This window comes from Spirulina sp. CS-785/01 (assembly GCF_028330525.1).
Lineage (GTDB): Bacteria > Cyanobacteriota > Cyanobacteriia > Cyanobacteriales > Spirulinaceae > JAQMSD01.
Window position 1 is genome coordinate 1 of sequence record NZ_JAQMSD010000127.1, and the last position, 23,348, is coordinate 23,348.

Below are 23,348 nucleotides of genomic sequence, written 5' to 3' on the forward strand. Positions count from 1 at the left end.
CCGCCCCCTTACAGCTAATCCGGTCTAGAGAAACGACCAGTAGTGTTAATCCGCAATACCCCTGGAGAGCTATTCGCAGCTACGGGAAGGTTATCTCTCCCCACTCCCCCACCTCACGAAGTAGGTGGGGGTCATTGAATAAATCTAAAACGTTTACGCAGTCAAGGTTTGATTTTATTATATTATTGCTACTATACAAAAATCAAACACTTTTAACCCCCAAGAAATACAAAAAATTATTAATCCGCTCTGTGGTCAAAAATGCTTTGAAGCCAGCCCAAATGGTGCGTTACGCTCCGCTAACGCACCCTACCTTGCCTAAATGGTGCGTTACGCTCCGCTAACGCACCCTACCTTGCTACCTTGCCTAAATGGTGCGTTACGCTCCGCTAACGCACCCTACCTTGCTACCTTGCCTAAATGGTGCGTTACGCTCCGCTAACGCACCCTACCTTGCCTAACCAATAATTAAAATACTATAGCATCAATTATTAGAGCGTGAATTAAACGGGTAAAAGTCGCCCTAAAAGGGCGAGGCTTTAGACCCAACATTTTTTGGTAACGCACCATCCCACTAACAACCCACAATCAATCTACCCTACCGTGACAGGTTTTTGGGGGGTTTTAAAGATTAACCCATATTCAATTCCCTCAACCACTGCATGATAGGAAGCATCAATGATATTCGTGGAAACGCCTACAGTAGTCCAGCGTTGTTCCCCATTGCTAGATTCGACTAAAACCCGTGTTTTGGCCGCAGTCCCGGAATTACTATCTAAAATTCGTACTTTGTAGTCGGTTAGGTAAAAATGGGCAATTTCGGGGTAAAACTTAACAAGGGCTTTGCGTAATGCCGAGTCGAGGGCAGATACAGGGCCATTCCCTTCGGCTACTTCTAGCATTTCTTCCCCATTGACGGCCACTTTAATGGTTGCGAGGGCATTACTGATGGAATAATCCACCCCTTGGGGGACATCACAATGGACTTGGAAGCCTTTGAGGGTAAAGAGTTGCTGACGTTGGCCTAACGCGGTTCGCATTAAGAGTTCAAAACTGGCTTCGGCAGCCTCAAATTGATAGCCCTGATTTTCTAAGTCTTTGAGGTTTTGTAAAATGGTCCGGCAGGTTTCATCTTTGGAGTTGAGATCAATGCCGAAACTTTTGGCTTTGGAGATGACATTACTTAACCCAGATTGATCGGATACAACAATGCGCCGTTGATTGCCAATCGTTTCCGGTTCAATATGTTCATAGGTGAGAGGGTTGCGTTGGACGGCAGAAACGTGAATCCCTCCCTTGTGGGCAAAGGCGGAGCGTCCGACGAAGGGGGCGTGATCATCGGGGGCTAAGTTGGCAATTTCGCTGATGAAACGACTGGTGCGACTGAGTTTTTGCAGTTGCTCATCGGCTAGACAGTGTAGTCCTAATTTGAGTTGTAAGTTGGGGATGAGGGTGCAGAGGTTGGCGTTGCCGCAGCGTTCTCCATAGCCATTCATTGTGCCTTGTACCATGGTGACTCCTTCTTGGACTGAAGCAAGGGCATTGGCCACGGCGGTCCCGGCATCATTATGGGTGTGAATCCCCAGTTGGGGGGCATCGGCTTGGGTTTTTAAGTCGGGAAAGGCAGTATAAACCGCTTGGACAATTTGGGTAATTTCGTGGGGCAATGTTCCCCCATTGGTGTCACAAAAGACTAACCATTCAGCCCCGGCTTCCCAAGCGGCTTTTAGGGTTTGTAGGGCGTAGTCCGGGTTTTGTTTATAGCCATCAAACCAATGTTCAGCATCATAAATGACTCTACGGCCTTGCGATCGCAGAAACTGAATCGTATCCCGGATCATGGCCAAATTTTCCTCTAAGGTGGTTTTAAGCCCTTCTGTGACGTGCATATCCCAAGACTTGCCGAAAATTGTCACCCAATGGGTTTTGGCGGCGAGAATGGCTTGTAGCATGGAATCCTCTGCCGCGACTTTGTTGGGGCGACGGGTGGAACAGAAGGCCACGACTTGGGAGTTTTTCAGGGGAGTTTCTTGGAGTTGCCAGAAAAACTGGACATCTTTGGGATTGGCCCCTGGCCATCCTCCTTCAATAAAGGGAATGCCCATTTCATCCAGTTGGCGAACAATTTTTAATTTATCTTCGAGGGAGAGGGAGATGCCTTCCCGTTGTGCGCCATCCCGTAGGGTTGTATCGTAGAGCCAAATTTGTTTAGTAGTATTCATAATTGAATTTAGTCCTCTGGGTCAATGGTCAAAAGTCCCTCTACTGGGAGGAGTGAGGAGAAAGAGGCCGAGATGCGGCTCAATCCAGATAAAGTTTTATCTTAACCTGTGAGCTTCACCGCTATTGCAGAAGAAATTACAGTTTTTCGCCTTGTGTTATTATGGCCAGTCTGATCCTAGCGTTTGACTCCTCGATATGTCTGTCCTTGAGTTACTTTATCAGCCGTGGGTCTTGGGCAAATTCCTTCCCAAGGAAACCTTTATCAAGCACAGTGGGGACTTGATCATGTTAAATTTAAGCGGAGTCTCACTCGAACCGAGCGTCTTGATTAAAGGACAGGGACTTGGCGACAGGTCCTAGGAGATGGATTACCCTAGAAAGGGTTGAAATTTATGAGAAAAGACCCGTAATCTTAGATATATCGTCTTTGGTCAACTCCGTCGGTGATTGGCGAGGTGCGTGGGCCCTGTCTTGAGTCCGTGTTTTGTCAGACCTATGATTTATGGGAAAGTACAGTCGTTTGTCGGGAAAAGAGACCATAACTCGTTTTTAGGTGGGCATCATGATTCGTTCTCCTGAACAATTTGTTTCTTATTCTGCCTATTTGATGGCAGCCATTCGCGCCCAAGAAACGGAGCGTCGCGATCGCATTTTTAGCGATCCCTTTGCGGCCCAACTGGCCGGGAAGGAGGCTATGAGTCTCTTAGATAAACAAGTGACTCCCCAAGATCAAAATTTTGTGGTCATTCGCACCCGGATGTTTGATGACTTATTACTCAAACACGCCCCTCCTATCAAGCAAGTGGTGATTTTGGCCGCGGGAATGGATACAAGAGCGTTTCGTTTAGCCCTTCCCCGTGACTTACAACTCTACGAATTAGACTACGCAGAGATTCTAGAGTATAAAAACGTAGAATTAGCCAACGTGATGCCCAAATGTGAACGGCACGCGATCGCAGCCGATTTAACCAAACTCTGGACTCCCCGGTTATTCGCCGCCGGATACGACAGCAGCCAAGCCTCCATCTGGCTCTTAGAAGGACTTCTCATGTATCTCAACGAAGCCGATGCCCACACCCTCCTACAAACCGTCAGTCGCATGACAGCCCCAGGGAGTCACATTGGTCTAGATTTAGTCAACCGGAAAGCCGTAATTGATAATGATCCCTATCGAGTCTATTTTCGCTCCGGTGTAGATATCCCCGAAGTCGTCCTCTCCGACTACGGATGGACCACCCAAGTCTTTCAACCCGGCGACGACGGCGCGAGTTTTGGCCGTTGCAAACCCCCCCCACTCGACAGAGACATCCCCGACACAGCCCGCACCTTCATTATTCATGCAACCAAAGATAGTTGATAGTGGATAGTGGATAGTGGATAATGGATAGTGAATAATTGATAATTAACAGCATCCGAAGGCAGAGGGCAGAGGGCAGAGGGCAGAGGGCAGAAGGAAGATGGCAGAAGGAAGGAGGAAGTAAAAACTGAGCCGAAAAAGAAGGTCAGAAACTAATTAGCACAAGGCTTTCAGCCCATTTTGATTGAGTTTCACCGAGAGTAATTGGGAGTTTCGGGAGAACAAAGAATAAACAACCCATAACAAAGAGCAAACAACCAACAACCAACAACCAATAAAAAAATGACACCACAAACCCCCATTGAATTCCAAGACGAATTCGACATTATCGTCATCGGTGCAGGTCACTCCGGTTGCGAAGCCGCCCTTGCCGGGGCGCGGTTGGGGTGTCGGACACTCATGCTTACCCTCAACCTCGATAAAATTGCCTGGCAACCCTGCAACCCCGCAGTCGGCGGCCCCGCCAAATCCCAACTGGCCCATGAAGTGGATGCCCTCGGCGGGGAAATTGGTAAAATGGCCGATCGCACCTACCTACAAAAGCGCGTCCTCAACTCCTCACGGGGTCCCGCCGTCTGGGCCTTACGGGCCCAAACCGATAAACGGGAATATAGCCGGGTGATGAAAAATGTGGTGGAAAACCAAGAAAACTTAGTCATCCGCGAAGGCATGGCCACAGACCTCGTTCTGGGCAGAAATGACGAGGTTTTAGGGGTGCAAACCTACTTTGGGGCCAACTTTGCCGCCAAAGCCGTCATTATCACCACAGGCACGTTTTTAGGCGGTTGTATCTGGGTGGGGAATAAATCCATGCCCGCAGGCCGGGCCGGAGAATTTGCCGCCATTGGCCTCACAGACACCTTAAACCAGTTAGGGTTTGAAACCGGACGCTTGAAAACCGGAACACCGGCCCGCGTGGACAAGCGGTCTGTGGACTACAGCAAAATGGAAGTGCAACCCCCAGATGAGGAATTGCGCTGGTTTAGTTTTGATCCCGAAGCGTGGGTGGAACAAGAGCAAATGAACTGTTACCTCACCCGCACCACCCCCGAAACCCACCAACTCATTCAAGATAATTTACACCTCTCTCCGGTATATGGCGGGTTTATTGATGCCAAAGGGCCCCGGTATTGTCCCAGCATTGAGGATAAAATTGTCCGTTTTGCCCATAAGGACTCCCACCAAATTTTTATTGAACCGGAAGGGCGAGACATTCCCGAATTGTACATTCAAGGGTTCTCGACGGGACTACCGGAGAATCTACAATTAGCCATGCTGCGGACGTTACCGGGGATGGAAAACTGTGTTATGTTGCGGCCTGCTTATGCAGTGGAATATGACTATCTCCCGGCAACTCAATGTTATCCCACCTTGATGACGAAATATATCGAAGGGTTATTTGCCGCCGGCCAGTTGAATGGAACAACGGGATATGAGGAAGCTGCTGCCCAAGGCATTGTAGCGGGCATTAATGCGGTTCGTTTTGTGCGCGGCCAAGAGATGTTGGTGTTCCCCCGTGAACAAAGTTATCTGGGGACATTAATTGATGATCTGTGTACAAAAGACTTGCGCGAACCCTATCGGATGCTGACTTCTCGTTCCGAATATCGTCTCCTGTTACGGTCTGATAATGCTGACCAACGGTTAACCCCGTTGGGTCGAGAAATTGGCTTAATTGATGACCGTCGCTGGGCGTTATTCCAAAGCAAATATCGTAACATTGCGGCAGAAAAAGAACGGTTACAGAATACCCGTGTGAAAGAACACGATGAACTGGGCAAACGCATTTTTGCCGACACGCAACAGCGCATTAAGGGGTCAATTACTTTGGCGGACTTGTTGCGGCGGTCTGGGTTTCATTATGGTAGTTTAGAACATTATGGCTTAGATAATCCGGAATTAAATAAGGCAGAGAAAGAAGGCGCGGAAATTGATATTAAATATTCCGGTTATATTCAACGCCAACAAAATCAGATTGACCAAATTAGCAAACACGCTAATCGCCAGTTACCGGAAGATTTAGATTATATGGCTATTGATACGTTGTCTATGGAGTCACGGGAGAAGTTAGCGAAGGTGCGTCCGTTAACCATTGGCCAAGCATCGAGAATTGGAGGGGTTAACCCTGCGGATATTAATGCGTTGTTGATTTATTTGGAGGTACAAAACCGGAAGAAAGAGATGGTGGGGGTTAATGGATAATTGATAATTGGTGATTGATAATTGGTAATTGGTAATTAGTTCTCTCCCATTACCCTCATCTTCCCTATCTCCTCCATTAATATTTTATATCCAAGAGGAAAACCACATTCGCATTTGATAGCCTTGGGGGGAGAGGGGGAGGCCGATATAGAGGGGCAACCAAAAGAGAAAGGCGAGGAGAATGGCGAGGAGAATGGCGATGGCCCCCTGACGATACACATAATAGGAACTCTGTAACCAAACGTCGAGAATCCAAGCAATGGCCAGAATGGCGAAGACTAAGGCGGCCATGTAGTGATAGAGAAATAAACAGCGTGTGACGGGTATCCAGGGGAGAAGATTGGCGGCATAATTGCAGACTAAATAGAGGCTGAGGCCGGTGGCTGGGGTAAATAAGAGGGTTCGACTGTTGCCCGATAGGAAGCGTTGTAGGATTAAGAGGGCAAATAAAATAATGGCGACGGTGGATAACCACCACAGCAGGGGATTCCCCATGGCATGAACATCATAAATGATTTTCCCGGCCCCACTAGGTAAGGGGGGATAGGCGGGGATCATCTCTTGAGGGTTGCGGGCGGTGTGATAAAAATAGGCTACGGGCCGCCCCATGATTAACCAACTATACCAAGGGGAACAATAGGGATGGACTGCTGACCCACTGCCGATGCGTTGGTGAAAGGTGAGGATTTCTTGCTGCATCTGCCAGAATCCGGGGTTGGGGTTCATGATGAGATGAGGGACCCAGGTGGCAGCATAGGTGAGACTGGGAATTAGGGCAAAGTAGCTGAATAGATGGAGGGGGTTGAGTTGGGTGAGGTTGGGGAGGGGGTTGGATTGGGGTTTGGAGGGGGTGAGGGGGCGATTGTTGTAACTCAGACGTAGTATCCAGGCGATGATCCAGAGGAGATAAATGCCGAGTAAAAAGCCTAGGCCATTCCATTTGATGGCGGCGGCCAAACCGAGGAAGATTCCGGCGAGGGTGAGTTTATGCCGGCGTTGTAGGGGTGGGGGGTCTCGGAAGTAGGCGGTTACGCGATCGCTGATGATGCGAATTAGGCGAAATTTCCCTTGGCGATAGTCGCGGAAATGCCGGGGGGGAGGGGGACTCCAACGGGGATGACGTAGGGCCAGTAAGAGGCAGAGGTGTCCTAGGAGGCCGAAGAAGACGAGGTAGATGTTATTTAACCCGTAGCGGGATTCGACGAGGAATAATCCGTCTAAGGCCATGAGGAAGGCAGCGATCGCGCCATAACTCCGCCGTGAGGTAAGCTGATAGGCCAGCAGTCCCACCACTACGGGAATAAAGGATCCAGTTAAGGCATTGAACCACCGATAACTAAAGGTGGTTCGCAGTGATCCGGTTAAAGCGTTGGCGGTGTCTTGGCCAAAGGGTAAGTGGGATCCGATCCACATTCCTACGGCGATGATTAATTGACTGAGGGGAGGATGGGCATTATACACGGGTTCACCAATTAAGTAACGATTGGCGAAGACGGGATAATAGACTTCATCAAAGACCAGGGTGTTAAATTGCCCCAGTCGCCAAAACCGCAATACCAGGGAAAGGATAAAAATCCCCGCTAATGCGAGTTTAAACCAAGGAATGGTCAGGCCAATGGGTTGTCTATCCAAGGTGATCTCCTCTGGGGATCGCAAGGTCTTGCTTTATCTTTTACGTTAGCAGGTGTTGATCCTTAATGCGGGAGAAACTCCCCAGAATTTTGATGGGGTGTGGGTTGTAGCGTGGGGAGAGAGACGCGCGATCGCCTGTCACCCTTCCTCATCAAACATTTTATTTTATTTGTCAAGACATTTGACCCCATAAAATAAAGAGAGCAGATCAACCCTAGATGATCTGCTCTGGTGGAGAATGGCAAACAAGGGTTTAACGACGACGGGAGTGAAAAGCTATCTCCTCATCAGTGCGCACTTCTACGGGAATGGCCACAGTGTCGAGTTCTGTTTGATCTTCTGTACCCAATTCCCAGTAAAGCGCGATCGCTGCCAAACTCAACAGTAATACAGTTGCTAAAATCATGAATTTAATGGATTGTTAACTTATATTAACTATTCTAAAATTTTCTTGGCAAAATCGCAATTTTAGTCTCATCTCCCCCTGGGTATCACCCGCTTCATCTTGTCTCTTAGGGGGGAAACTTAGGGAGAAACCCTAATCCCGTGACCAAATCCCTGTAGAATAATGAGAGCAAATCCATTAGTTCAAGCAGGGCATGGTCACAACGGACGAACAACTTGCTCATCCCCAAACCTTTGATCTCAAAACCTACCTCAACCAACAGAAAGGAGAGGTAGAAGCGGCCCTAGAGGCCGCAGTCCCCCTAGCAGAGCCTGCCACGATTTATGAGGCAATGCGCTATTCTCTACTGGCAGGCGGCAAACGCTTGCGTCCCATTCTCTGTTTAGCCACCTGTGAGTTAATCGGGGGGACAGCAGCCATGGCCATGCCTACAGCCTGTGCGTTGGAGATGGTTCACACCATGTCGCTGATCCATGATGATTTACCCGCCATGGATAATGACGACTACCGTCGCGGTAAATTGACCAATCATAAGGTTTATGGGGAGGATATGGCGGTTTTAGCCGGGGATGCCCTCCTCACCTATGCGTTTGAATGGATCGCCACTCAAACTGAAAATGTTCTCCCCCAACAAGTCTTACGAGTGATTGGTGTCCTAGCGCGAGCCTTTGGTCCGGCTGGTGTGGTGGGCGGCCAAGTGGTGGATTTGGAATCAGAAGGAAAGACGGATACGACAGTCGAAACCCTCCACTATATTCATACTCATAAAACAGGCGCGTTATTAGAAGCCTGTGTGGTGTGTGGGGCGATTTTAGCGGGAGCAACAGAGGACGATCTACAACGGTTGGCGAAATACGCACAAAATATTGGTTTGGCGTTCCAGATTATTGATGACATTCTCGATATTACGGCCACTCAAGAGGAGTTAGGGAAAACGGCTGGAAAGGATTTACAAGCCCAAAAGGTGACGTATCCGAGTTTGTGGGGATTGGAAAAGTCGAAACAGGAGGCGGATCAGTTGATTGCAGAAGCGATCGCCTCCCTCGATCACTATGGCGACAAGGCTATTCCCCTCAAAGCATTAGCTCAATATATTACGGCCCGTAAGAATTAAAGTAACGTTACACCTACAAGAGAAACAACCGACCATGCACGATTTTGGCGAAATCTTCAGCAATCAAATACTCTTGGTTGCCATCATAGCCTGTCTGCTCGCCCAAGCCATGAAATTGGTGATTGGATTTGTTCAACATGGCTCGGTGAATATCAAAATGTTGTTTAGTACCGGGGGGATGCCGAGTGCGCATTCTGCGCTGGTTGCTGCGTTGGCCACGGGAGTGGGACAGGTGAAGGGATGGTCGAGTACCGAGTTTGCGATCGCTTGCCTTTTTGCGGTTATTGTCATGTATGATGCCGCCGGAGTCCGTCAAGCAGTAGGGAAACAAGCTCGCATCCTCAATCAAATTCTTGATGAGATGTTTCAAGAGGGGAAAGAATTTGATGAGGAACGGTTAAAAGAGTTATTAGGCCACACTCCCTTTCAGGTATTAATGGGGTTAGCGTTGGGGATTAGTACCTCGATTTTAGCAGGGATGATGGTGAGAGGGGGATAATTAATATAATAATGGATAATTGATCAGCTGTTCATTATCTAAATCAAAATATCCAGAATTCTAGAAATCCTGTAGTGAGACCATCCTTCAACTCCGTTCAGGACAAGTCTTGGTCGCTACGGTATCCCAATTTAAATGTGTGACAGCTGAGTGGATAATTGATAGTGGATAATTTTGCTTTTCGCTCAGAGGTTCTATGGGAGTAACAACAAAGCGATTGAGTTTAACGGATTATCTCAATTATAGTGATGAGACTGATACCTGTTATGAATTAGTCAATGGGGAATTAATTCCAATGGGGTTAGGAACAGGACGACATGGGGAACTAGGAAAACGACTCGTACAGATGTTCGACCAAGAAAGCGATCGCACGGGACATCAGTGGACAGCATTGCAGAGTGTCGTTGGGGTACAATCTCCGAGAGGGGAAAAATGGGAGACAGTCCGCATTCCCGATGTTTTAGTCCTCCCCAAAGAGCAATGGAGAACCTTACAAAACCAAGAAGCGGTCATTCGTTTAGGAGACAGTCCTCCGGTTTTGGTGGTGGAAGTGGTGAGTCCGTCCTCCCAAAGTATTGATTATCGCGCTAAACGCTCCGAATATAGTGTTTTAGATATTCCTGAATATTGGGTGATTGATCCCTTAGAGGAAAAAGTGACGGTGTTTACCCTTTCTGAGGGATGGTATGACGAAGCTGTCTTTACAGGAGAAGCACGGATTATTTCCCCAACGTATCCGGATTTTCCCCTCACTGTCACCCAATTGTTACAAGGGGAGATTTAATCAGAAAGTTGGACTTGGGGGGTTAAGAGAATTACCCGTTCACTATTGACCATCATGGCCGAAAAGCCGCGATCGCTCAATTCCTGTAAAATTCCACTGGCTGTTTCTACATTGTCCGTATAAGTGGCTAACAGATAAGGCCGGCCAAAGTACACCACCAATCCTACCTCTTGATCTATCGTAGTTTCTACCTGTTGGGCGATTTGGGGATTATTAAAATAATTCACTAAAACCGCATAACCCCGGCTGAGGGGCTGGGGGTTATAACTTATCCCTTCAGGGGTAGCAGTGACTGGGGGGAGTTGCTGAGGCTTTTTGCTCGGAATAGCTTGACTGTCTAGAGAGGGGGAAGGGAATTGCGCGAGAATCGCCGCCTCCCCCGTCCTCCCCGTCCAGAAAGAAGACTGGGCATAACTCTCCCCTCCCCCCAAGAGACACAGGAGTTCCCCTCCGCCCAGCATAGCCAAGAGTCCCACCTTGAGCAATAACCGCCACTCTTTCATAAGTCACTGTTTCCTGATCATTTAAGACACCGTTTCCATAGAAGCCAAGGGATCAGGAATCGTCTCAGACGGCGCAGAAAACCTCCCTTGGAGGACATATTCTAAACGCAACTTGAGCCAGTCAATAAACTGGGAATTAGTGGAAACAATGGCCACCGAAGGTTGAGGACATTTCGCCTTCGCCTCCGCCATTTCCGGAGCTTCCAAAAAAGCCGGCTGTTTCACCAACCAAAAATCCATCTCCTTATTGTGTTCCTGATAATACCGGGTTCTTTCCTGTAAAACCTCCTCAAGGGGTTCTTCTTCAAGTAAAAACTTTTGACTAGCGAGAACGTAGTGATAAGTAGGCATTGTACTCTTAAACCGCTTTTCTGGGTCAAACTAACTAAACTGTTATGTTCAGGGTGGGGGAACTATGGGTCGTTAGGGTTCGCCCCAGTAAATTCGCTCCAAAATCCTATTCTACCGTAATCGGGGTGTTGCTCCAATGGGTCATCGCTCAAGCTGATTTAAGGCTTTTTCCACCTCCGCCACCAAAGAGCGATTATAGGGGTCAATCCGTTTCGCCTTATGCAAATAGAGACGGGCTTTTTGCCATTGTCGTTGGGTGAGCAAATGACGACCCCAACAATGGTAGGCGATCGCTTGCCATTGTCGCACCTCCGCATCCTGGGGCAAGCGAATCGCCAACCCCTCCACCAGCGCGATCGCGCGAGCAAACCGACGCGCCTTTAACAACCCCTGTAACTGCTCATACGTCTGCCGTTTTAACCCCTGTTCCTGAACCGTTAACGGCAGAGGACTCACAGAAGCCCCAGACGGACTCAAAGCCCGTAATAAAACTTGATACGCCTCCGTAATCTCAATAAACTTCGCCTCCCCCGGTCCCCCCTTTTGAGGATTCACATCAGGATGATACTGTCGAGCCAACTGGCGATAAGAAGCCTTAACTTGCCCCAACTCTGCCCCCACAGGCAACCCTAAAATTTGATAACAATCCACCAGATTCATCACTCTTTTTACCCTGTCGAATTGGTTTCATTATCCCAACTCTCCCACAATACGCCCTTCTCCCGCTAGACCGCAAAATCACGCCCAAGCTAGTATTGTATCCTGAAAAAGAGTTTCACTATCTTGTGGTTTTAGATGGGGACTGCGCTCAACCGTTGTTCAAAAAATTCAACGAACCTTGAAAAAACATCAACATCATTCTCCCGTGGGGTGAAACCATGGCCTATCAACACACGCAAATTGGCACAATCATTTTTGTTCTCGTGGCGATCATTATTGGCATCATGATTGTAGTCTGGCTCAACAGTGACAACGGATACTGGATTATTCCAGCCGCCACCATTATCTTTTTAGTCGTGCTGTTAACCCTATTCGGCACATTAACCGTAGAAATTAACGGCAATACCCTTCAATGTCGCTTTGGCATTGGCTTAATTCGTAAATCTTTTTCCCTCTCCGACATCACCGCAGTCACCACCGTCCGTAACCCTTGGTATTACGGATGGGGCATTCGCCTCACTCCCAAAGGGTGGATGTTCAACGTCTCCGGGTTAGATGCCGTAGAACTCACCTTCACCTCCGGGAAACAATTCCGCATCGGTACAGATCAACCTAGACGGTTAGCGGCGGCCATTCAAGAAAAAATCGACCCCCCCAGCGAATAAACAAGCGAAAAGGACGCATCCGAATATCTGACACTCATAATAGACTGTTGTTCCCCCTCTCCCAAGGTTGGGAGAGGGGGTTAGGGGGTGAGGGCAATCCGTATTCCGCATCAGAAGACTTCGCACCCAATATCCCTTGAATGCGAAGCAACTTCCTTCTACTGCTACACTTTAGCCGCCACTTTTTGAGACTTGCCTGTTCCGGTGATGGCTTCGTAAGTTTCGCGCATTTTCAAACCCACGAGAACTTGGAATAAACCCGTCCCGTTATTTGACCCCGGATAGTCTTTATGTTTCAGCAGTAATTCGGTCATTTCTCCGTAATAGCGAGTCCCCGTATTACTTAAATGACTTTCCACATAAATCATTTCCTCGATGTTATCAAAGCGACCATCCAGTTCTAACATCGACACCTCATGACCCATATAGCTATCAGGGCCGTAGAACATTTTCAGACCTGGATAGCTACAAGTTAACTTCCGACCACAAGGCCGCCAGTCAATCGTGGACCCTTCATCAAACAGATAAACGGGATCAAAGTGTTCTACACCATCTTTCTGAATTAAGCGCACGCGCAGATATTTACTTTCTTTATCCTCAATGAGTTGAGTGGGAAGGACTTGGAGAACCACATCCGCAAACTCTTTTTGAGGTTCAATATAGGCTTTGAAGTCTGGCTTCCTGGCATTAATCGAAGCGAGAATATCCTCGTAAGTATGACCCCGTTCAGCCATGTCACGCTGGATTTTCCAGTTAATTTTCACTTCGTCACTGATATCGAGATAAACCCCAAAATCAATTAATTCCCGCACACGCTCATCGTAGAGAGGGTGTAATCCTTCAATCACAATCACTTTATTGGGTTCAATCCGTTCCGGTGGGTCGAGTTCCCCGGTTTCGTGATTATAAATGGGTTTATCGATCGCATTGCCTTCTTTGATGGCCTTGACTTGCTCATACATCAAGTCAAAGTTATTCGCTTTCGGGTTTAGTGCTGTTACCCCTGCCGCTTTTCTGCCTTTACGATCAAGACTATGATAGTCATCTAAACAAATCACCGTCATAAATTCTTCGCCAAATAAATCGGCTAGACGGCGTAAAAATGTTGATTTACCACAACCTGAGTCTCCTGCTACTCCAATAAGAATTACACGATCTGATTGCTGGATCATACCTTCCCTCTTAAATACAAAACTAAACTTGCTATCTTTATTAAGCCGACTAACATCTGACAACCTAGAGGCTTGCTGAAAAAATAGATAAACGCTTTCTTTTCAGTTGGGTTTATCTATCGACCGTCTCGCCCTAGCCCCCCTTTACAATTAGAGGATTCCTTGAAAGACAGACTCCTAAGTGTCTCCTAAGAGTCTCCTAAGAGTCTCTTTAGGTATTTAATACTAGAACATAAAAAGGATTCTAGCAGAACGGAAATTCCCCTACAAGGCAGAATAGGGACAAAGATGGCCTACCTTATGGACATACTCTCCCATCAAATCAAAAATTATCCTCCTGACCAAGGGGGAATCCCCAAGAAGTTGGCTTTTGGTAAAGGGAGAATTTCCCCAAGCTCACGCTGAGGAATTACTGGTTCATCCAGACCACTTAACTTCACTCTGCTCTCGCAACAGTTAGCCAGAGGCGGAACTGTCCCCAGTCGTTTAGGCGTTGAACCTCAGTTCCCGAATGCCCTTCGGTACTGTTCGATGTAGTAAATATGCTAAATTAGCATGGGCCTTTTTGTTAAAGAAATCCTAAAAAAGATACAAGAGCTACACAATTTTACCCCAAAAATCTCTAGGATAGGTCTCAAGTCGCCGAACGGCTTTCGCTCCCTCACAAACTTCCTAAACCATTGACTCTAAGAAGATTGACTCTAGGAAGATTGACTCTAGGAAGATTGACTCTAGGAAGATTGACTCCAGGAAGATTGACTCCAGGAAGATTGGCTCAAACTCGCCTTGAGCTGATTCCGCTAGAAGCCCCGCGCTGTAAGGCATACTGGGGCATAAAACAGGGAGATGCTGTGATCTGGGCAAGATTCTGATTGGGTCATTTCAGCGTTGTCATTCAGGGTCTATGGCCCATTTGGTTCGATTCTGGCTATAATTTTGGCCAAGGTTAGACCAATGTTTATTGGTGATTTGAGAATATTGGTGATTTGAGAAACCTTGCAATGATAGGCTGAATAATAGTGCCATAACAGTCACTGCTTTGAGAGTCGCTGCTTTTTGACCTTGCGACGTGAGGCGAAAAGTAGTGAGAGGAAAGGCGGTGAACCCTGTTACTCGCACCATGAAGTATGCTTAACAGAATCATAAGTTGGGAGATTTTGTATCACAATGTACGGATATAGTGCTTCTTCTACCCAGAACACAGAGTTCGGAAGCCGAATGTTTGTTTATGAAGTGGCCGGTCTGCGCCAAAATGAACAAACCGACTCACTAAAATACCCCGTTCGCCGCAGTGGTAGTGTCTTTATTACTGTTCCCTACAACCGCATGAACGAAGAAATGCGGCGAATTACTCGGTTAGGGGGAAAAATTTTGAGTATTAAACCCCTAAACGGGGAAACCCAAGGGGAAATGGCAACCGCAGCAGGGAATGGGTCTAAGTCAAAAGCAGCTGACAACAAACCCACGACCCAAGGGAAGACTGAGAAAAAGAAAAAAGATATTCCCGTTAATATCTATAAGCCGAAAAAGCCCTGTACAGGGAAATGTGTAGAAAACACAGAATTGGTGCGCGAAGGCGGCTCGGGTAGAGTTCGTCACCTCACCTTTGACGTGGGAAATACCGATCTTCGCTATCTTGAAGGACAAAGTATCGGCATTATTCCTCCTGGGGAAGATGAACGGGGTAAACCCCATAAACTGCGCCTGTACTCCATTGCTTCGACTCGTCATGGCGATCGCGGCGATGATAACACCGTGTCTCTCTGTGTTCGGGAATTAGTCTATGACCACCCAGAAACCGGAGAAACCGTTTACGGGGTTTGCTCCAGTTTCCTCTGTAACGTGAATGAAGGGGATGATGTCGCCATTACTGGGCCGGTCGGGAAAGAAATGCTCCTCCCCGATGATGAAAATGCCACGGTGATCATGTTAGCCACTGGAACAGGGATCGCGCCCTTCCGAGCTTTCCTCTGGCGGATGTTCAAAGAACACCACGAAGACTACAAATTTAAAGGTCAAGCGTGGCTCATCTTTGGGATTCCCTATAGTGCCAATATCTTGTACCAAGAGGAACTGGAAAAACTGGCCGCCGAAAACCCGGATCATTTCCGTCTCACCTATGCCATCAGTCGGGAACAGAAAAACGCCGACGGCGGCAAAATGTATGTACAAAACCGGGTGAGCGAAAATGCCGACGAGTTATTTGAATTAATGCAGAAACCCAATACCCACACCTATATGTGTGGGTTAAAAGGCATGGAACCCCCCATCAGCGAGACTTTCACCCAGGAAGCCGCGCAACGGGGAATGAACTGGGAAGACTTCCGGAAATCTATGAAGAAAGAAGGCCGCTGGCACGTGGAAGTGTACTAAATTCAACAAAATGGCGACTAGGGGGATTTTTCCCTCTCTCGCCCTGAAATGCACCTGTTTTGGCTTTGGCTTTCCTGCTGAACTCAAAACAGGTGTGTTTTTTGTTGGTTCTTTGTTCTTTGTTCACGGAATCTTGCCGGAAAACTGAGAATTACGTTAAATTTAGTTAAGATAGCTTTGCAATTTCAGTCCTGATTCTGTAAGGAGAAAGTTTGCTTAAACACATTCATTCGCTTTTTATAAGATTCCCCCTAGTCCCCAAGCGGCGGCTGAAATTGCATCACCCACTGGATTAGAGAGAAATTTTTGATATGAAATTATCTTGGCGAGTTATTTTACTCTGGACCTTACCCGCCCTAGTCATTGGCTTTTTTCTTTGGCAAGGGGCGTTTTCGTCAGGGAATGGCGACCTAGGCAACAATGCGGCTAACACCCGCATGACCTATGGTCGTTTTCTGGACTATTTAGAAGAACATCGCATTAGTAGTGTTGACCTGTATGAGGGAGGCCGCACTGCCATTGTTAAAGCCATTGACCCTCAATTGGATGGTCGGATGCAAACGCTACGGGTTGATCTTCCGGCGAATTCCCCTGAATTAATTACCAAGTTACGGAAAGAAGGCGTAACGATTGAATCCCATCCCGTCCGGAATGATGGGGCGATTTGGGGCTTTTTGGGCAATTTAATCTTTCCTCTGTTGTTGATCGGTTCACTGTTTTTCTTGTTCCGTCGCTCCAGCAATATGCCGGGTGGCCCCGGACAAGCGATGAATTTCGGCAAATCCAAGGCTCGTTTCCAGATGGAAGCGAAAACTGGGGTGATGTTTGATGATGTCGCTGGAATTGATGAAGCGAAAGGGGAACTCCAAGAGGTGGTGACGTTCCTGAAACAGCCTGAACGCTTTACGGCGGTAGGTGCGCGGATTCCTAAAGGGGCTTTACTGGTCGGACAACCCGGAACGGGTAAAACTTTATTAGCAAAAGCGATCGCGGGTGAAGCGGGTGTACCGTTCTTCAGCATTTCCGGGTCTGAATTCGTGGAAATGTTTGTTGGGGTGGGTGCGTCCCGTGTCCGTGACTTGTTTAAGAAAGCCAAAGAAAATGCTCCCTGTTTAATCTTTATTGATGAGATCGACGCTGTAGGTCGCCAACGGGGTGCAGGTATTGGCGGGGGTAATGATGAACGGGAACAAACCCTCAACCAGTTACTGACCGAAATGGACGGTTTTGAAGGGAATACCGGAATTATTATCATTGCGGCCACCAACCGTCCCGATGTGTTGGATATGGCGTTGTTACGGCCTGGACGGTTTGACCGACAGGTGATGGTGGATGCGCCTGATCTCAAAGGTCGTCTGAAGATTTTAGAAGTTCACGCTCGTAACAAGAAAATCGACATGGGGGTTTCGTTAGAGGCGATCGCCCGTCGGACTCCTGGTTTTAGCGGTGCGGACTTAGCCAACCTCCTCAACGAAGCAGCCATTCTAACCGCCCGGCGACGGAAAGAAGCGGTGACAATGGCTGAAATTGATGATGCGGTTGACCGGGTTGTGGCCGGGATGGAAGGGACTCCCTTGGTGGATAGTAAGACGAAACGTCTCATTGCCTATCACGAAGTAGGACACGCTTTGGTGGGGACTTTGGTTAAAGAGCATGATCCGGTACAGAAAGTGACGCTGATCCCACGGGGCCAAGCACGGGGGTTAACGTGGTTTACGCCGGATGAAGAACAGGGCTTAACCACGCGATCGCAGCTTATTGCCCGCATTGCCGGAGCAATGGGAGGCCGGGCCGCAGAAGAAGAAGTCTTTGGTCATGCCGAAGTCACCACCGGAGCAGGAGGAGACTTGCAACAAGTCACCGCTATGGCCCGGCAAATGGTGACACGCTTGGGGATGAGTGATTTAGGCCCCATTTCCTTAGAAGACCAAACCGGAGAAGTGTTCTTAGGCAATGGCTTAATGAACCGTTCTGAGTATTCCGATGAAATTGCCACCAAAATTGACGAACAGGTTCGCATCATTGCTGAACACGGTCATCAGTTGGCGCGGAAGCTGATTCGGGAAAACCGGGTTGTGGTAGACCGTTTGGTGGAACTCCTCATTGAGAAAGAAACCATTGATGGGGAAGAATTCCGGCAAATTGTGGCGGAATACACGGATATTCCGGAAAAAGAAAGTTATGTTCCCCAGTTGAAAGACTAATTAACTTAGGTTCAACTGCCTAATCTATAAGCAAGGGGTTTATCCCCTTGTTTTTTGTGTGGGGGTTGGGGTTGAACGGAGATGGGGGAGATGGAGGAGATGGAGGAGATGGGGGAGATGGGGAAGATGGAGAAGAACAAAAAACCAAGAACAAATAACAAAAGAAAATGAGCCAAGTTCCGTTTAAGTTAGAAAATGTAGTGCCGTGGGGACGGTCGTTGCAGAACTACTGTGAAATGTTTAATTTGGGTGAGTCAGAGTTTCAAGGGAAAATCTTGGACTGTGCGGGGGGGCCGTCGAGTTTCAATGGGGAAATGACTCGCTTGGGTCGGTCTGTGGTGTCTTGTGATCCCATTTATCAGTTTACGGTGGATGACCTAGACGGTCGCATTAAAGCCACTTATCCGGTGATTTTAGAGGGGTTAAAGCGGAATTTTGAGCGTTTCGTCTGGCAGGAGGTGGAAACCCCAGAACAGTTGGGAGAGGTGCGACTGGCAGCGATGCGGCAGTTTTTGGCTGATCTGCCTCAAGGGTTGGCGGAGGGTCGTTATATGACTTCGAGTCTGCCGGAGTTACCGTTTTCTGATGCTACGTTTGATTTGGCGTTATGCGCTCATTTATTGTTTACTTATTCTGAACAGTTTGATTTCGATTTCCATCAAAAGGCAATTGTTGAACTAGGTCGGGTTGCTCAAGAGGTTCGTATTTTCCCGTTAGTTGAGAATTTTACGGGGGAGCGATCGCGCCATCTTGATCCCATTCTAGACTGGTTAACACAACAGCAGTATCAGTGGACTATTCAACCTGTGGCCTATGAGTTTCAACGGGGAGGGAATGAGATGCTGCGGGTGTGGTGCTAACAAATTTACATTAAAAGTCTATCAAGGCTGAAGATCAGGCTAAAAATAAAAGACAAAAGGCTGAAACCCTTTATCAACAAGCATTAGCGCATCTAGAGTCATCATAGAAAATACGGATAATTAAGCTACATATAAAAGAGAGCTTACAAAGGGGGGTCGTCTGGCTTTGTAGTAAATATTGAGATATTTTAGATAAAATAGGGAAATAACTCCAGATACATTAGACCCAGTAAAAAGATTATGGTGACAACTTCTCCGAGCAATCAACCGGACGCTCCTGTCTATCAAGGACAATTCGGTGAATTTACGATTACAGAGAGCGATCGCCAAGAAGTGAAAATCTATCGAGGTGGAATGGCGATCGCAGCATTAAGTTTTGCTCTAGGCACAATGCTTCTGCTTTGGCAAGGGGCCAATGAATCAATTTTATCTGGGATTAACGTTTGTTATACCCTCTTTTGTGTAGGACTAGGGGTGAGTTTACTCACTATTCACATTTATCTCATTCCCCTTCATCGTCTCCTACAAATTTTTTGGTTAGTTGGGATAGTAACCTCTCTAGTTTTCGCCTATGCTAGTCCTCAACCCTTCGCACTTTATGTGTACAATAATCCTTTAACGTTGTTTGGGGTGGGCTTTCTATTTGCTGCGTTAACCGGAATTTTCTTTAAAGAAGCCTTTTGTTTTAATCGTCTCGAAACAAAAATTTTAACTCCCCTTGTGCCAATGCTTTTGGTAGGGCATTTAGTAAATATTTTACCCTTGGAAGTGGAACGGATGGTTTTAGGGGGATGGAGTGCCTTATTTTTAATTTTCGCGCTGCGTAAACTCTTTCAACCCATTCCGGATGATATTGGTGATAAATCTGTGTTTGAGCATTTAAAACAAGGTGGCAAGATTACAGGATAATCTCCGTTTGCCTTGAGTTCAAATTAAATATTTTTGTATTAATTAGGGCTTGCTGAATAACTCTAAAATTCTCGCCTAATCAGGGCCCGTGAGGATTTTGAAAAGCCAAAAAGGTCAAATTTTGCTCTCAATTGGGGAAAAATCTCGGAAAAAAAAGCCCATTCTTAAATTTCCCTGTTCCCTGTTCCCTGTTCCCTTACCTCACCAGCAAATGAACACTTTTTCAGCAGACCCTAATTAGAGTAGGAACTTTATGGCACTGAGTCCTAGTCTTTTCGACCAACCAACGAGCGAGGTAAGTGTTTTAAGAGTCGCGGCTGACAACTGATAGCTGAATGCTTACGATTGCAGATTTTTGGCATAGGGCCAATTCATGAGTTGCCCCTATAGTTCGGTTATGTTAATAATTAACCATATTTAATATAAGCATTCAATATGATTCATCCGTTCCTAGTAAGCTCTAAGCCAGCATCTTGGGAGTGTTTAATAGTCTTTTTGGTCACTCAACCCGTTTTTAACGGGTTTAAGCTCTTAGCCTTGGGTTTAAACCCAAGGCTTATACTTCCCCTCCTCCCCTCCAAATCTCCCGAAAATCTCCCCAACCTCTTTACATTCACCCCCACTAATGTCATCCTCTATCTAAGGAGTACACGAAGCACTCCGGCTACAAAGCCCCCATCTGGGGACACCCCTCAACCTCACTCACAGACTCACTCATCACCCTAGGGGTCAGGTCACACCTAAAAACCAACGACTCCATTCTGAACTCGAGGAAAATTTTGCGAAACTAATGTATTTTAGAATCGGTCTCAGATAATAGTCGCCCCTAACCCCGATTGAGCGACACATTCCTCACAACTCTAAAATAGAGCTATTCCTCAGCCGTGAGCCGACCCACTAAACTAGATGAATGAGTGAAGTTGTCATTTCCTTAAAAAATATCTCCAAATGCTTTAAACGCTATCATCGCCCTGTTGATCGCCTCAAAGAGCTATTATTTCCTGGAAAAAGCCGCGCCGAGCTTTTCTGGGCTTTACAAAATATTGACCTAGAAGTCCTCCGAGGTCAAACCGTAGGAGTCGTGGGACGGAATGGCTCAGGAAAAAGCACCTTACTGCAAATTATCGCCGGAACACTCACCGCCACCTCTGGAACAGTTCAAGTGAATGGCCGAGTATCCGCACTCCTAGAACTGGGAAGCGGCTTCAACCCAGAATTTACAGGTCGGCAGAACGTTTTTTTCAATGGTCGCCTCTTGGGATTGACTCGGCAGGAGATTGAAGCTAAATTTGACGATATTGCCAAATTTGCCGACATTGGCAGCTTTATCGACCAACCCGTGAAAACCTATTCTAGCGGGATGTTCGTCCGATTAGCCTTCGCCGTCGCCATCAACGTAGAACCGGATATTCTCGTTGTTGATGAAGCTTTAGCCGTCGGTGACGAAGCCTTCCAGCGTCAATGCTTCGGTAAACTGAGAGCCATTCAAGAAAGAGGAGGAACAATCTTTTTTGTTTCCCACGCTGCACCTTTAGTTGTAGAGTTATGTAATCATGCCATCTTACTCAATCAAGGCAACTTAATTTTATCCGGTTCACCCAAAGAAGTCGTGTCCCAATATCAAAGGTTAATTTACGCCCCCCTCCATCGACAACAAGCCATTTGTAATGAACTCTTATCCGCCAAGAGAAATGGTAAAGTTAGCTCCTTGAAGGGTAAAGTTAACCAGAATGGGAAAACCCGTTCTACAACATTGACCCTTGAAGAAAACAATGGAACTCAAGAGACTATTGACTATTCCCAAGACTTTTATGATCCGACTCTCATTCCTAAAACGACATCTAACTATGAATCCAATGGAGCAAAAATCGAAAACCCTCACTTAACCACATTACAAAATAGAAAAGTTAATGTAATTCGCCGTGGTCAAACGTACATTTATAAATATCAAGTCAAATTCTCTAAACAGGTTTATAATGTACGTTTCGGAATGATGCTCAAAACCTTAACTGGCTTAGAATTAGGAGGAGCAGTTTCTCATGATTTAGATCATGCGATAGATGTGGTTTATCCTGACCAAGTAATTCAGGTAGCCTTTAAATTCCGTTCGTCCTTACAACCTAATGTCTATTTTCTCAATGCAGGTGTAACGGGTTCTATAGGAGAAGGTGAAACATTTTTAGATCGGTGTTTAGATGCTGCCATGTTTAGAATACAACCAGAAGATAGTCTCTTAGAAACAGGGATTGTAGATTTTCAAGTTGAACAAAATATTACTCAACTGAATCAATTTATAGAAGTGTAATTTTTTTAAGATGGGAGAAAATCAACTAATAACAAATAAGCTAATAATAACGGGAATGCACCGTTCTGGTACTTCGTTAACAGCGTCTCTTTTACAAAATTCTGGTGTTAATTTAGGTACAAATTTTTTAGAGATTAAGCATGGCAATGTAAAGGGACATTTTGAGAACATAGATTTTTATGAATTTCATCGAAATGTATTGTTTTCAATCGGGTTAAGTCCGGATGGATGGACTACTGAAAATAAAATTATAGTTCCTGAACAGTTTGTTGCAGATGCTAAAGCATTAATTGAAAAGTACAATGTTCCACCGATTTGGGGATGGAAAGACCCTAGAACTACGCTGTTTTTAGATTTTTGGGAAAGTTTAATACCAGATGCAAAATTTTTGTTCATCTATCGTTCTCCTTGGGAAGTTGTTGATTCGTTATATCGTAGAGGAGATATAACTTTTATCAAAAATCCTAACTTTGCTATTCACACTTGGTATAATTATAATAGAATTATATTAAACTTTTTTAGAAAGAATTCTAAAAAAAGTTTGTTATTAAAACTCGATAAAATAATCCAAAACCCAAATAACTTGATCTCAAAAATTAATCAACATTTTAATCTTCAGCTTGAATTAAAAGAGAATGTATATGAAAGTTCTTTACTGAATCGTTCAGTTAAAAATACTCATCGTCCCACTTTAGTAAAGCTTTATTTTCCAGAAGTTTTTGACCTGTATTGTACACTCGAAAAAGAGATAGGAGAAAACATTGAGGTGTTGACTAAAAATGAATCTTCTTCATTAGTTGAAACTGGTGATATATCACTCTACAAAAAATGGGTGTTACAAGATTGGTCAGATAAAAGAAGGATAGAATACGCTTACAAAAATAGTCAAACACAATTGCAGGAAACTCAAGCACAATTGCAGGAAACTCAGGCACAATTACATAGTGAATTATTGCAATGTCAAGCTATAATTAGAGGGATGGAGAGCAGTAAATTTTGGCAGCTTAGAGAACTGTGGTTTTTCTTAAAGAAAAAATTAAGTTTTTTCTCCGTTTTTTTTCAAGGAAACCAAAAAAATAAGACATGAACAAGATTAATTTTTGAGGAAAAAGCAATTGGTCAAAGTTTT

At 46.2% G+C, this 23,348-nt stretch carries 19 protein-coding genes; 12 read left to right on the forward strand and 7 right to left on the reverse strand.

Annotated features, from left to right (window positions below; all coding sequences use genetic code 11):
- Positions 1-593: 593 nt before the first annotated feature.
- Positions 594-2,222, reverse strand: a complete 1,629-nt coding sequence (cimA, locus tag PN462_RS07935; protein WP_272127533.1) for a citramalate synthase — start codon at positions 2,220-2,222, stop codon at positions 594-596.
- Positions 2,223-2,785: 563 nt separating this feature from the next.
- Here cimA and PN462_RS07940 point away from each other — a divergent pair.
- Positions 2,786-3,580 (forward strand): SAM-dependent methyltransferase, encoded by a 795-nt coding sequence (locus tag PN462_RS07940; RefSeq protein WP_272127535.1) that lies wholly within the window; start codon positions 2,786-2,788, stop codon positions 3,578-3,580.
- A 282-nt stretch (positions 3,581-3,862) separates the two neighbouring features.
- On the forward strand, positions 3,863-5,782 hold the full coding sequence (gene mnmG / locus PN462_RS07945; RefSeq protein WP_272127537.1) for a tRNA uridine-5-carboxymethylaminomethyl(34) synthesis enzyme MnmG: 1,920 nt from the start codon (positions 3,863-3,865) through the stop codon (positions 5,780-5,782).
- 84 nt (positions 5,783-5,866) lie between these two features.
- Here the strand turns inward: mnmG and PN462_RS07950 are convergent, their stop codons facing one another.
- Positions 5,867-7,420: a dolichyl-phosphate-mannose--protein mannosyltransferase gene (locus PN462_RS07950; RefSeq protein ID WP_443029103.1), complete on the reverse strand. Its 1,554-nt coding sequence runs from the start codon at positions 7,418-7,420 to the stop codon at positions 5,867-5,869.
- Between the two features lie 247 nt (positions 7,421-7,667).
- Positions 7,668-7,820, reverse strand: a complete 153-nt coding sequence (locus PN462_RS07955) for a hypothetical protein (protein ID WP_272127539.1) — start codon at positions 7,818-7,820, stop codon at positions 7,668-7,670.
- 193 nt (positions 7,821-8,013) lie between these two features.
- Between PN462_RS07955 and crtE the strand changes: the two genes are divergently transcribed.
- The 3 genes from crtE (at position 8,014) to PN462_RS07970 (ending at position 10,217) form a co-directional block, all read left to right on the forward strand.
- Entirely contained in the window at positions 8,014-8,934 is a 921-nt protein-coding gene (gene crtE / locus PN462_RS07960; protein WP_272127540.1) for a geranylgeranyl diphosphate synthase CrtE, read from the forward strand.
- Positions 8,935-8,968: 34 nt separating this feature from the next.
- On the forward strand, positions 8,969-9,433 hold the full coding sequence (locus PN462_RS07965) for a divergent PAP2 family protein (RefSeq protein ID WP_272127541.1): 465 nt from the start codon (positions 8,969-8,971) through the stop codon (positions 9,431-9,433).
- Positions 9,434-9,629: 196 nt separating this feature from the next.
- On the forward strand, positions 9,630-10,217 hold the full coding sequence (locus tag PN462_RS07970) for a Uma2 family endonuclease (RefSeq protein ID WP_272127542.1): 588 nt from the start codon (positions 9,630-9,632) through the stop codon (positions 10,215-10,217).
- Here the strand turns inward: PN462_RS07970 and PN462_RS07975 are convergent.
- From PN462_RS07975 to PN462_RS07985, 3 genes are all read right to left on the reverse strand, one after another.
- Complete coding sequence (locus PN462_RS07975; RefSeq protein WP_272127543.1) at positions 10,214-10,720, reverse strand: hypothetical protein; 507 nt, start codon at positions 10,718-10,720, stop codon at positions 10,214-10,216. The genes PN462_RS07970 and PN462_RS07975 overlap by 4 nt on opposite strands.
- A gap of 21 nt (positions 10,721-10,741) precedes the next feature.
- Entirely contained in the window at positions 10,742-11,071 is a 330-nt protein-coding gene (locus tag PN462_RS07980; RefSeq protein ID WP_272127544.1) for an MgPME-cyclase complex family protein, read from the reverse strand.
- Between the two features lie 141 nt (positions 11,072-11,212).
- The gene (locus PN462_RS07985) at positions 11,213-11,731 is read right to left on the reverse strand and encodes a J domain-containing protein (protein WP_272127545.1); all 519 of its coding nucleotides are present in this window, start codon (positions 11,729-11,731) and stop codon (positions 11,213-11,215) included.
- Between the two features lie 218 nt (positions 11,732-11,949).
- Between PN462_RS07985 and PN462_RS07990 the strand changes: the two genes are divergently transcribed.
- Positions 11,950-12,396, forward strand: coding sequence for a hypothetical protein (locus tag PN462_RS07990; protein WP_272127547.1), 447 nt, complete (start codon positions 11,950-11,952; stop codon positions 12,394-12,396).
- Positions 12,397-12,560: 164 nt separating this feature from the next.
- Here the strand turns inward: PN462_RS07990 and PN462_RS07995 are convergent, their stop codons facing one another.
- Positions 12,561-13,568 (reverse strand): phosphoribulokinase, encoded by a 1,008-nt coding sequence (locus tag PN462_RS07995; RefSeq protein WP_272127548.1) that lies wholly within the window; start codon positions 13,566-13,568, stop codon positions 12,561-12,563.
- A 1,167-nt stretch (positions 13,569-14,735) separates the two neighbouring features.
- Here PN462_RS07995 and petH point away from each other — a divergent pair.
- The 6 genes from petH to PN462_RS08025 all read left to right on the forward strand — a co-directional run bounded on the left by petH (position 14,736) and on the right by PN462_RS08025 (position 23,306).
- Positions 14,736-15,941 carry a ferredoxin--NADP reductase gene (gene petH, locus PN462_RS08000; protein WP_443029102.1) on the forward strand — a complete coding sequence of 402 codons (1,206 nt, stop codon included), beginning with the start codon at positions 14,736-14,738 and terminating at the stop codon, positions 15,939-15,941.
- 311 nt (positions 15,942-16,252) lie between these two features.
- The gene (ftsH2, locus tag PN462_RS08005) at positions 16,253-18,145 is read left to right on the forward strand and encodes an ATP-dependent zinc metalloprotease FtsH2 (protein ID WP_272127550.1); all 1,893 of its coding nucleotides are present in this window, start codon (positions 16,253-16,255) and stop codon (positions 18,143-18,145) included.
- A gap of 167 nt (positions 18,146-18,312) precedes the next feature.
- A complete protein-coding gene (locus tag PN462_RS08010) occupies positions 18,313-19,005 on the forward strand; it encodes a hypothetical protein (RefSeq protein ID WP_272127551.1) in 693 nt (230 codons plus the stop codon).
- A 240-nt stretch (positions 19,006-19,245) separates the two neighbouring features.
- Positions 19,246-19,914: a DUF2301 domain-containing membrane protein gene (locus PN462_RS08015; protein WP_272127552.1), complete on the forward strand. Its 669-nt coding sequence runs from the start codon at positions 19,246-19,248 to the stop codon at positions 19,912-19,914.
- Positions 19,915-20,824: 910 nt separating this feature from the next.
- On the forward strand, positions 20,825-22,219 hold the full coding sequence (locus PN462_RS08020) for an ABC transporter ATP-binding protein (protein ID WP_272127553.1): 1,395 nt from the start codon (positions 20,825-20,827) through the stop codon (positions 22,217-22,219).
- 55 nt (positions 22,220-22,274) lie between these two features.
- A complete protein-coding gene (locus tag PN462_RS08025; RefSeq protein WP_272127554.1) occupies positions 22,275-23,306 on the forward strand; it encodes a sulfotransferase family protein in 1,032 nt (343 codons plus the stop codon).
- Positions 23,307-23,348: the final 42 nt, after the last annotated feature.

Excerpts from the sequence above, each read along its gene's own strand:
- cimA (WP_272127533.1), bottom strand. The coding sequence starts at position 2,222 with ATGAATACTACTAAACAAATTTGGCTCTACGATACAACCCTACGGGAT.
- PN462_RS08015 (WP_272127552.1), top strand. The coding sequence starts at position 19,246 with ATGGTGACAACTTCTCCGAGCAATCAACCGGACGCTCCTGTCTATCAA.
- PN462_RS07985 (WP_272127545.1), bottom strand. The coding sequence starts at position 11,731 with ATGAATCTGGTGGATTGTTATCAAATTTTAGGGTTGCCTGTGGGGGCA.
- PN462_RS08020 (WP_272127553.1), top strand. The coding sequence starts at position 20,825 with ATGAGTGAAGTTGTCATTTCCTTAAAAAATATCTCCAAATGCTTTAAA.
- PN462_RS08010 (WP_272127551.1), top strand. The coding sequence starts at position 18,313 with ATGAGCCAAGTTCCGTTTAAGTTAGAAAATGTAGTGCCGTGGGGACGG.
- ftsH2 (WP_272127550.1), top strand. The coding sequence starts at position 16,253 with ATGAAATTATCTTGGCGAGTTATTTTACTCTGGACCTTACCCGCCCTA.
- PN462_RS07990 (WP_272127547.1), top strand. The coding sequence starts at position 11,950 with ATGGCCTATCAACACACGCAAATTGGCACAATCATTTTTGTTCTCGTG.
- PN462_RS07955 (WP_272127539.1), bottom strand. The coding sequence starts at position 7,820 with ATGATTTTAGCAACTGTATTACTGTTGAGTTTGGCAGCGATCGCGCTT.
- PN462_RS08025 (WP_272127554.1), top strand. The coding sequence starts at position 22,275 with ATGCACCGTTCTGGTACTTCGTTAACAGCGTCTCTTTTACAAAATTCT.
- PN462_RS07940 (WP_272127535.1), top strand. The coding sequence starts at position 2,786 with ATGATTCGTTCTCCTGAACAATTTGTTTCTTATTCTGCCTATTTGATG.
- PN462_RS07995 (WP_272127548.1), bottom strand. The coding sequence starts at position 13,568 with ATGATCCAGCAATCAGATCGTGTAATTCTTATTGGAGTAGCAGGAGAC.
- PN462_RS07980 (WP_272127544.1), bottom strand. The coding sequence starts at position 11,071 with ATGCCTACTTATCACTACGTTCTCGCTAGTCAAAAGTTTTTACTTGAA.
- crtE (WP_272127540.1), top strand. The coding sequence starts at position 8,014 with ATGGTCACAACGGACGAACAACTTGCTCATCCCCAAACCTTTGATCTC.
- PN462_RS07975 (WP_272127543.1), bottom strand. The coding sequence starts at position 10,720 with ATGAAAGAGTGGCGGTTATTGCTCAAGGTGGGACTCTTGGCTATGCTG.
- mnmG (WP_272127537.1), top strand. The coding sequence starts at position 3,863 with ATGACACCACAAACCCCCATTGAATTCCAAGACGAATTCGACATTATC.
- petH (WP_443029102.1), top strand. The coding sequence starts at position 14,736 with ATGTACGGATATAGTGCTTCTTCTACCCAGAACACAGAGTTCGGAAGC.
- PN462_RS07970 (WP_272127542.1), top strand. The coding sequence starts at position 9,630 with ATGGGAGTAACAACAAAGCGATTGAGTTTAACGGATTATCTCAATTAT.
- PN462_RS07965 (WP_272127541.1), top strand. The coding sequence starts at position 8,969 with ATGCACGATTTTGGCGAAATCTTCAGCAATCAAATACTCTTGGTTGCC.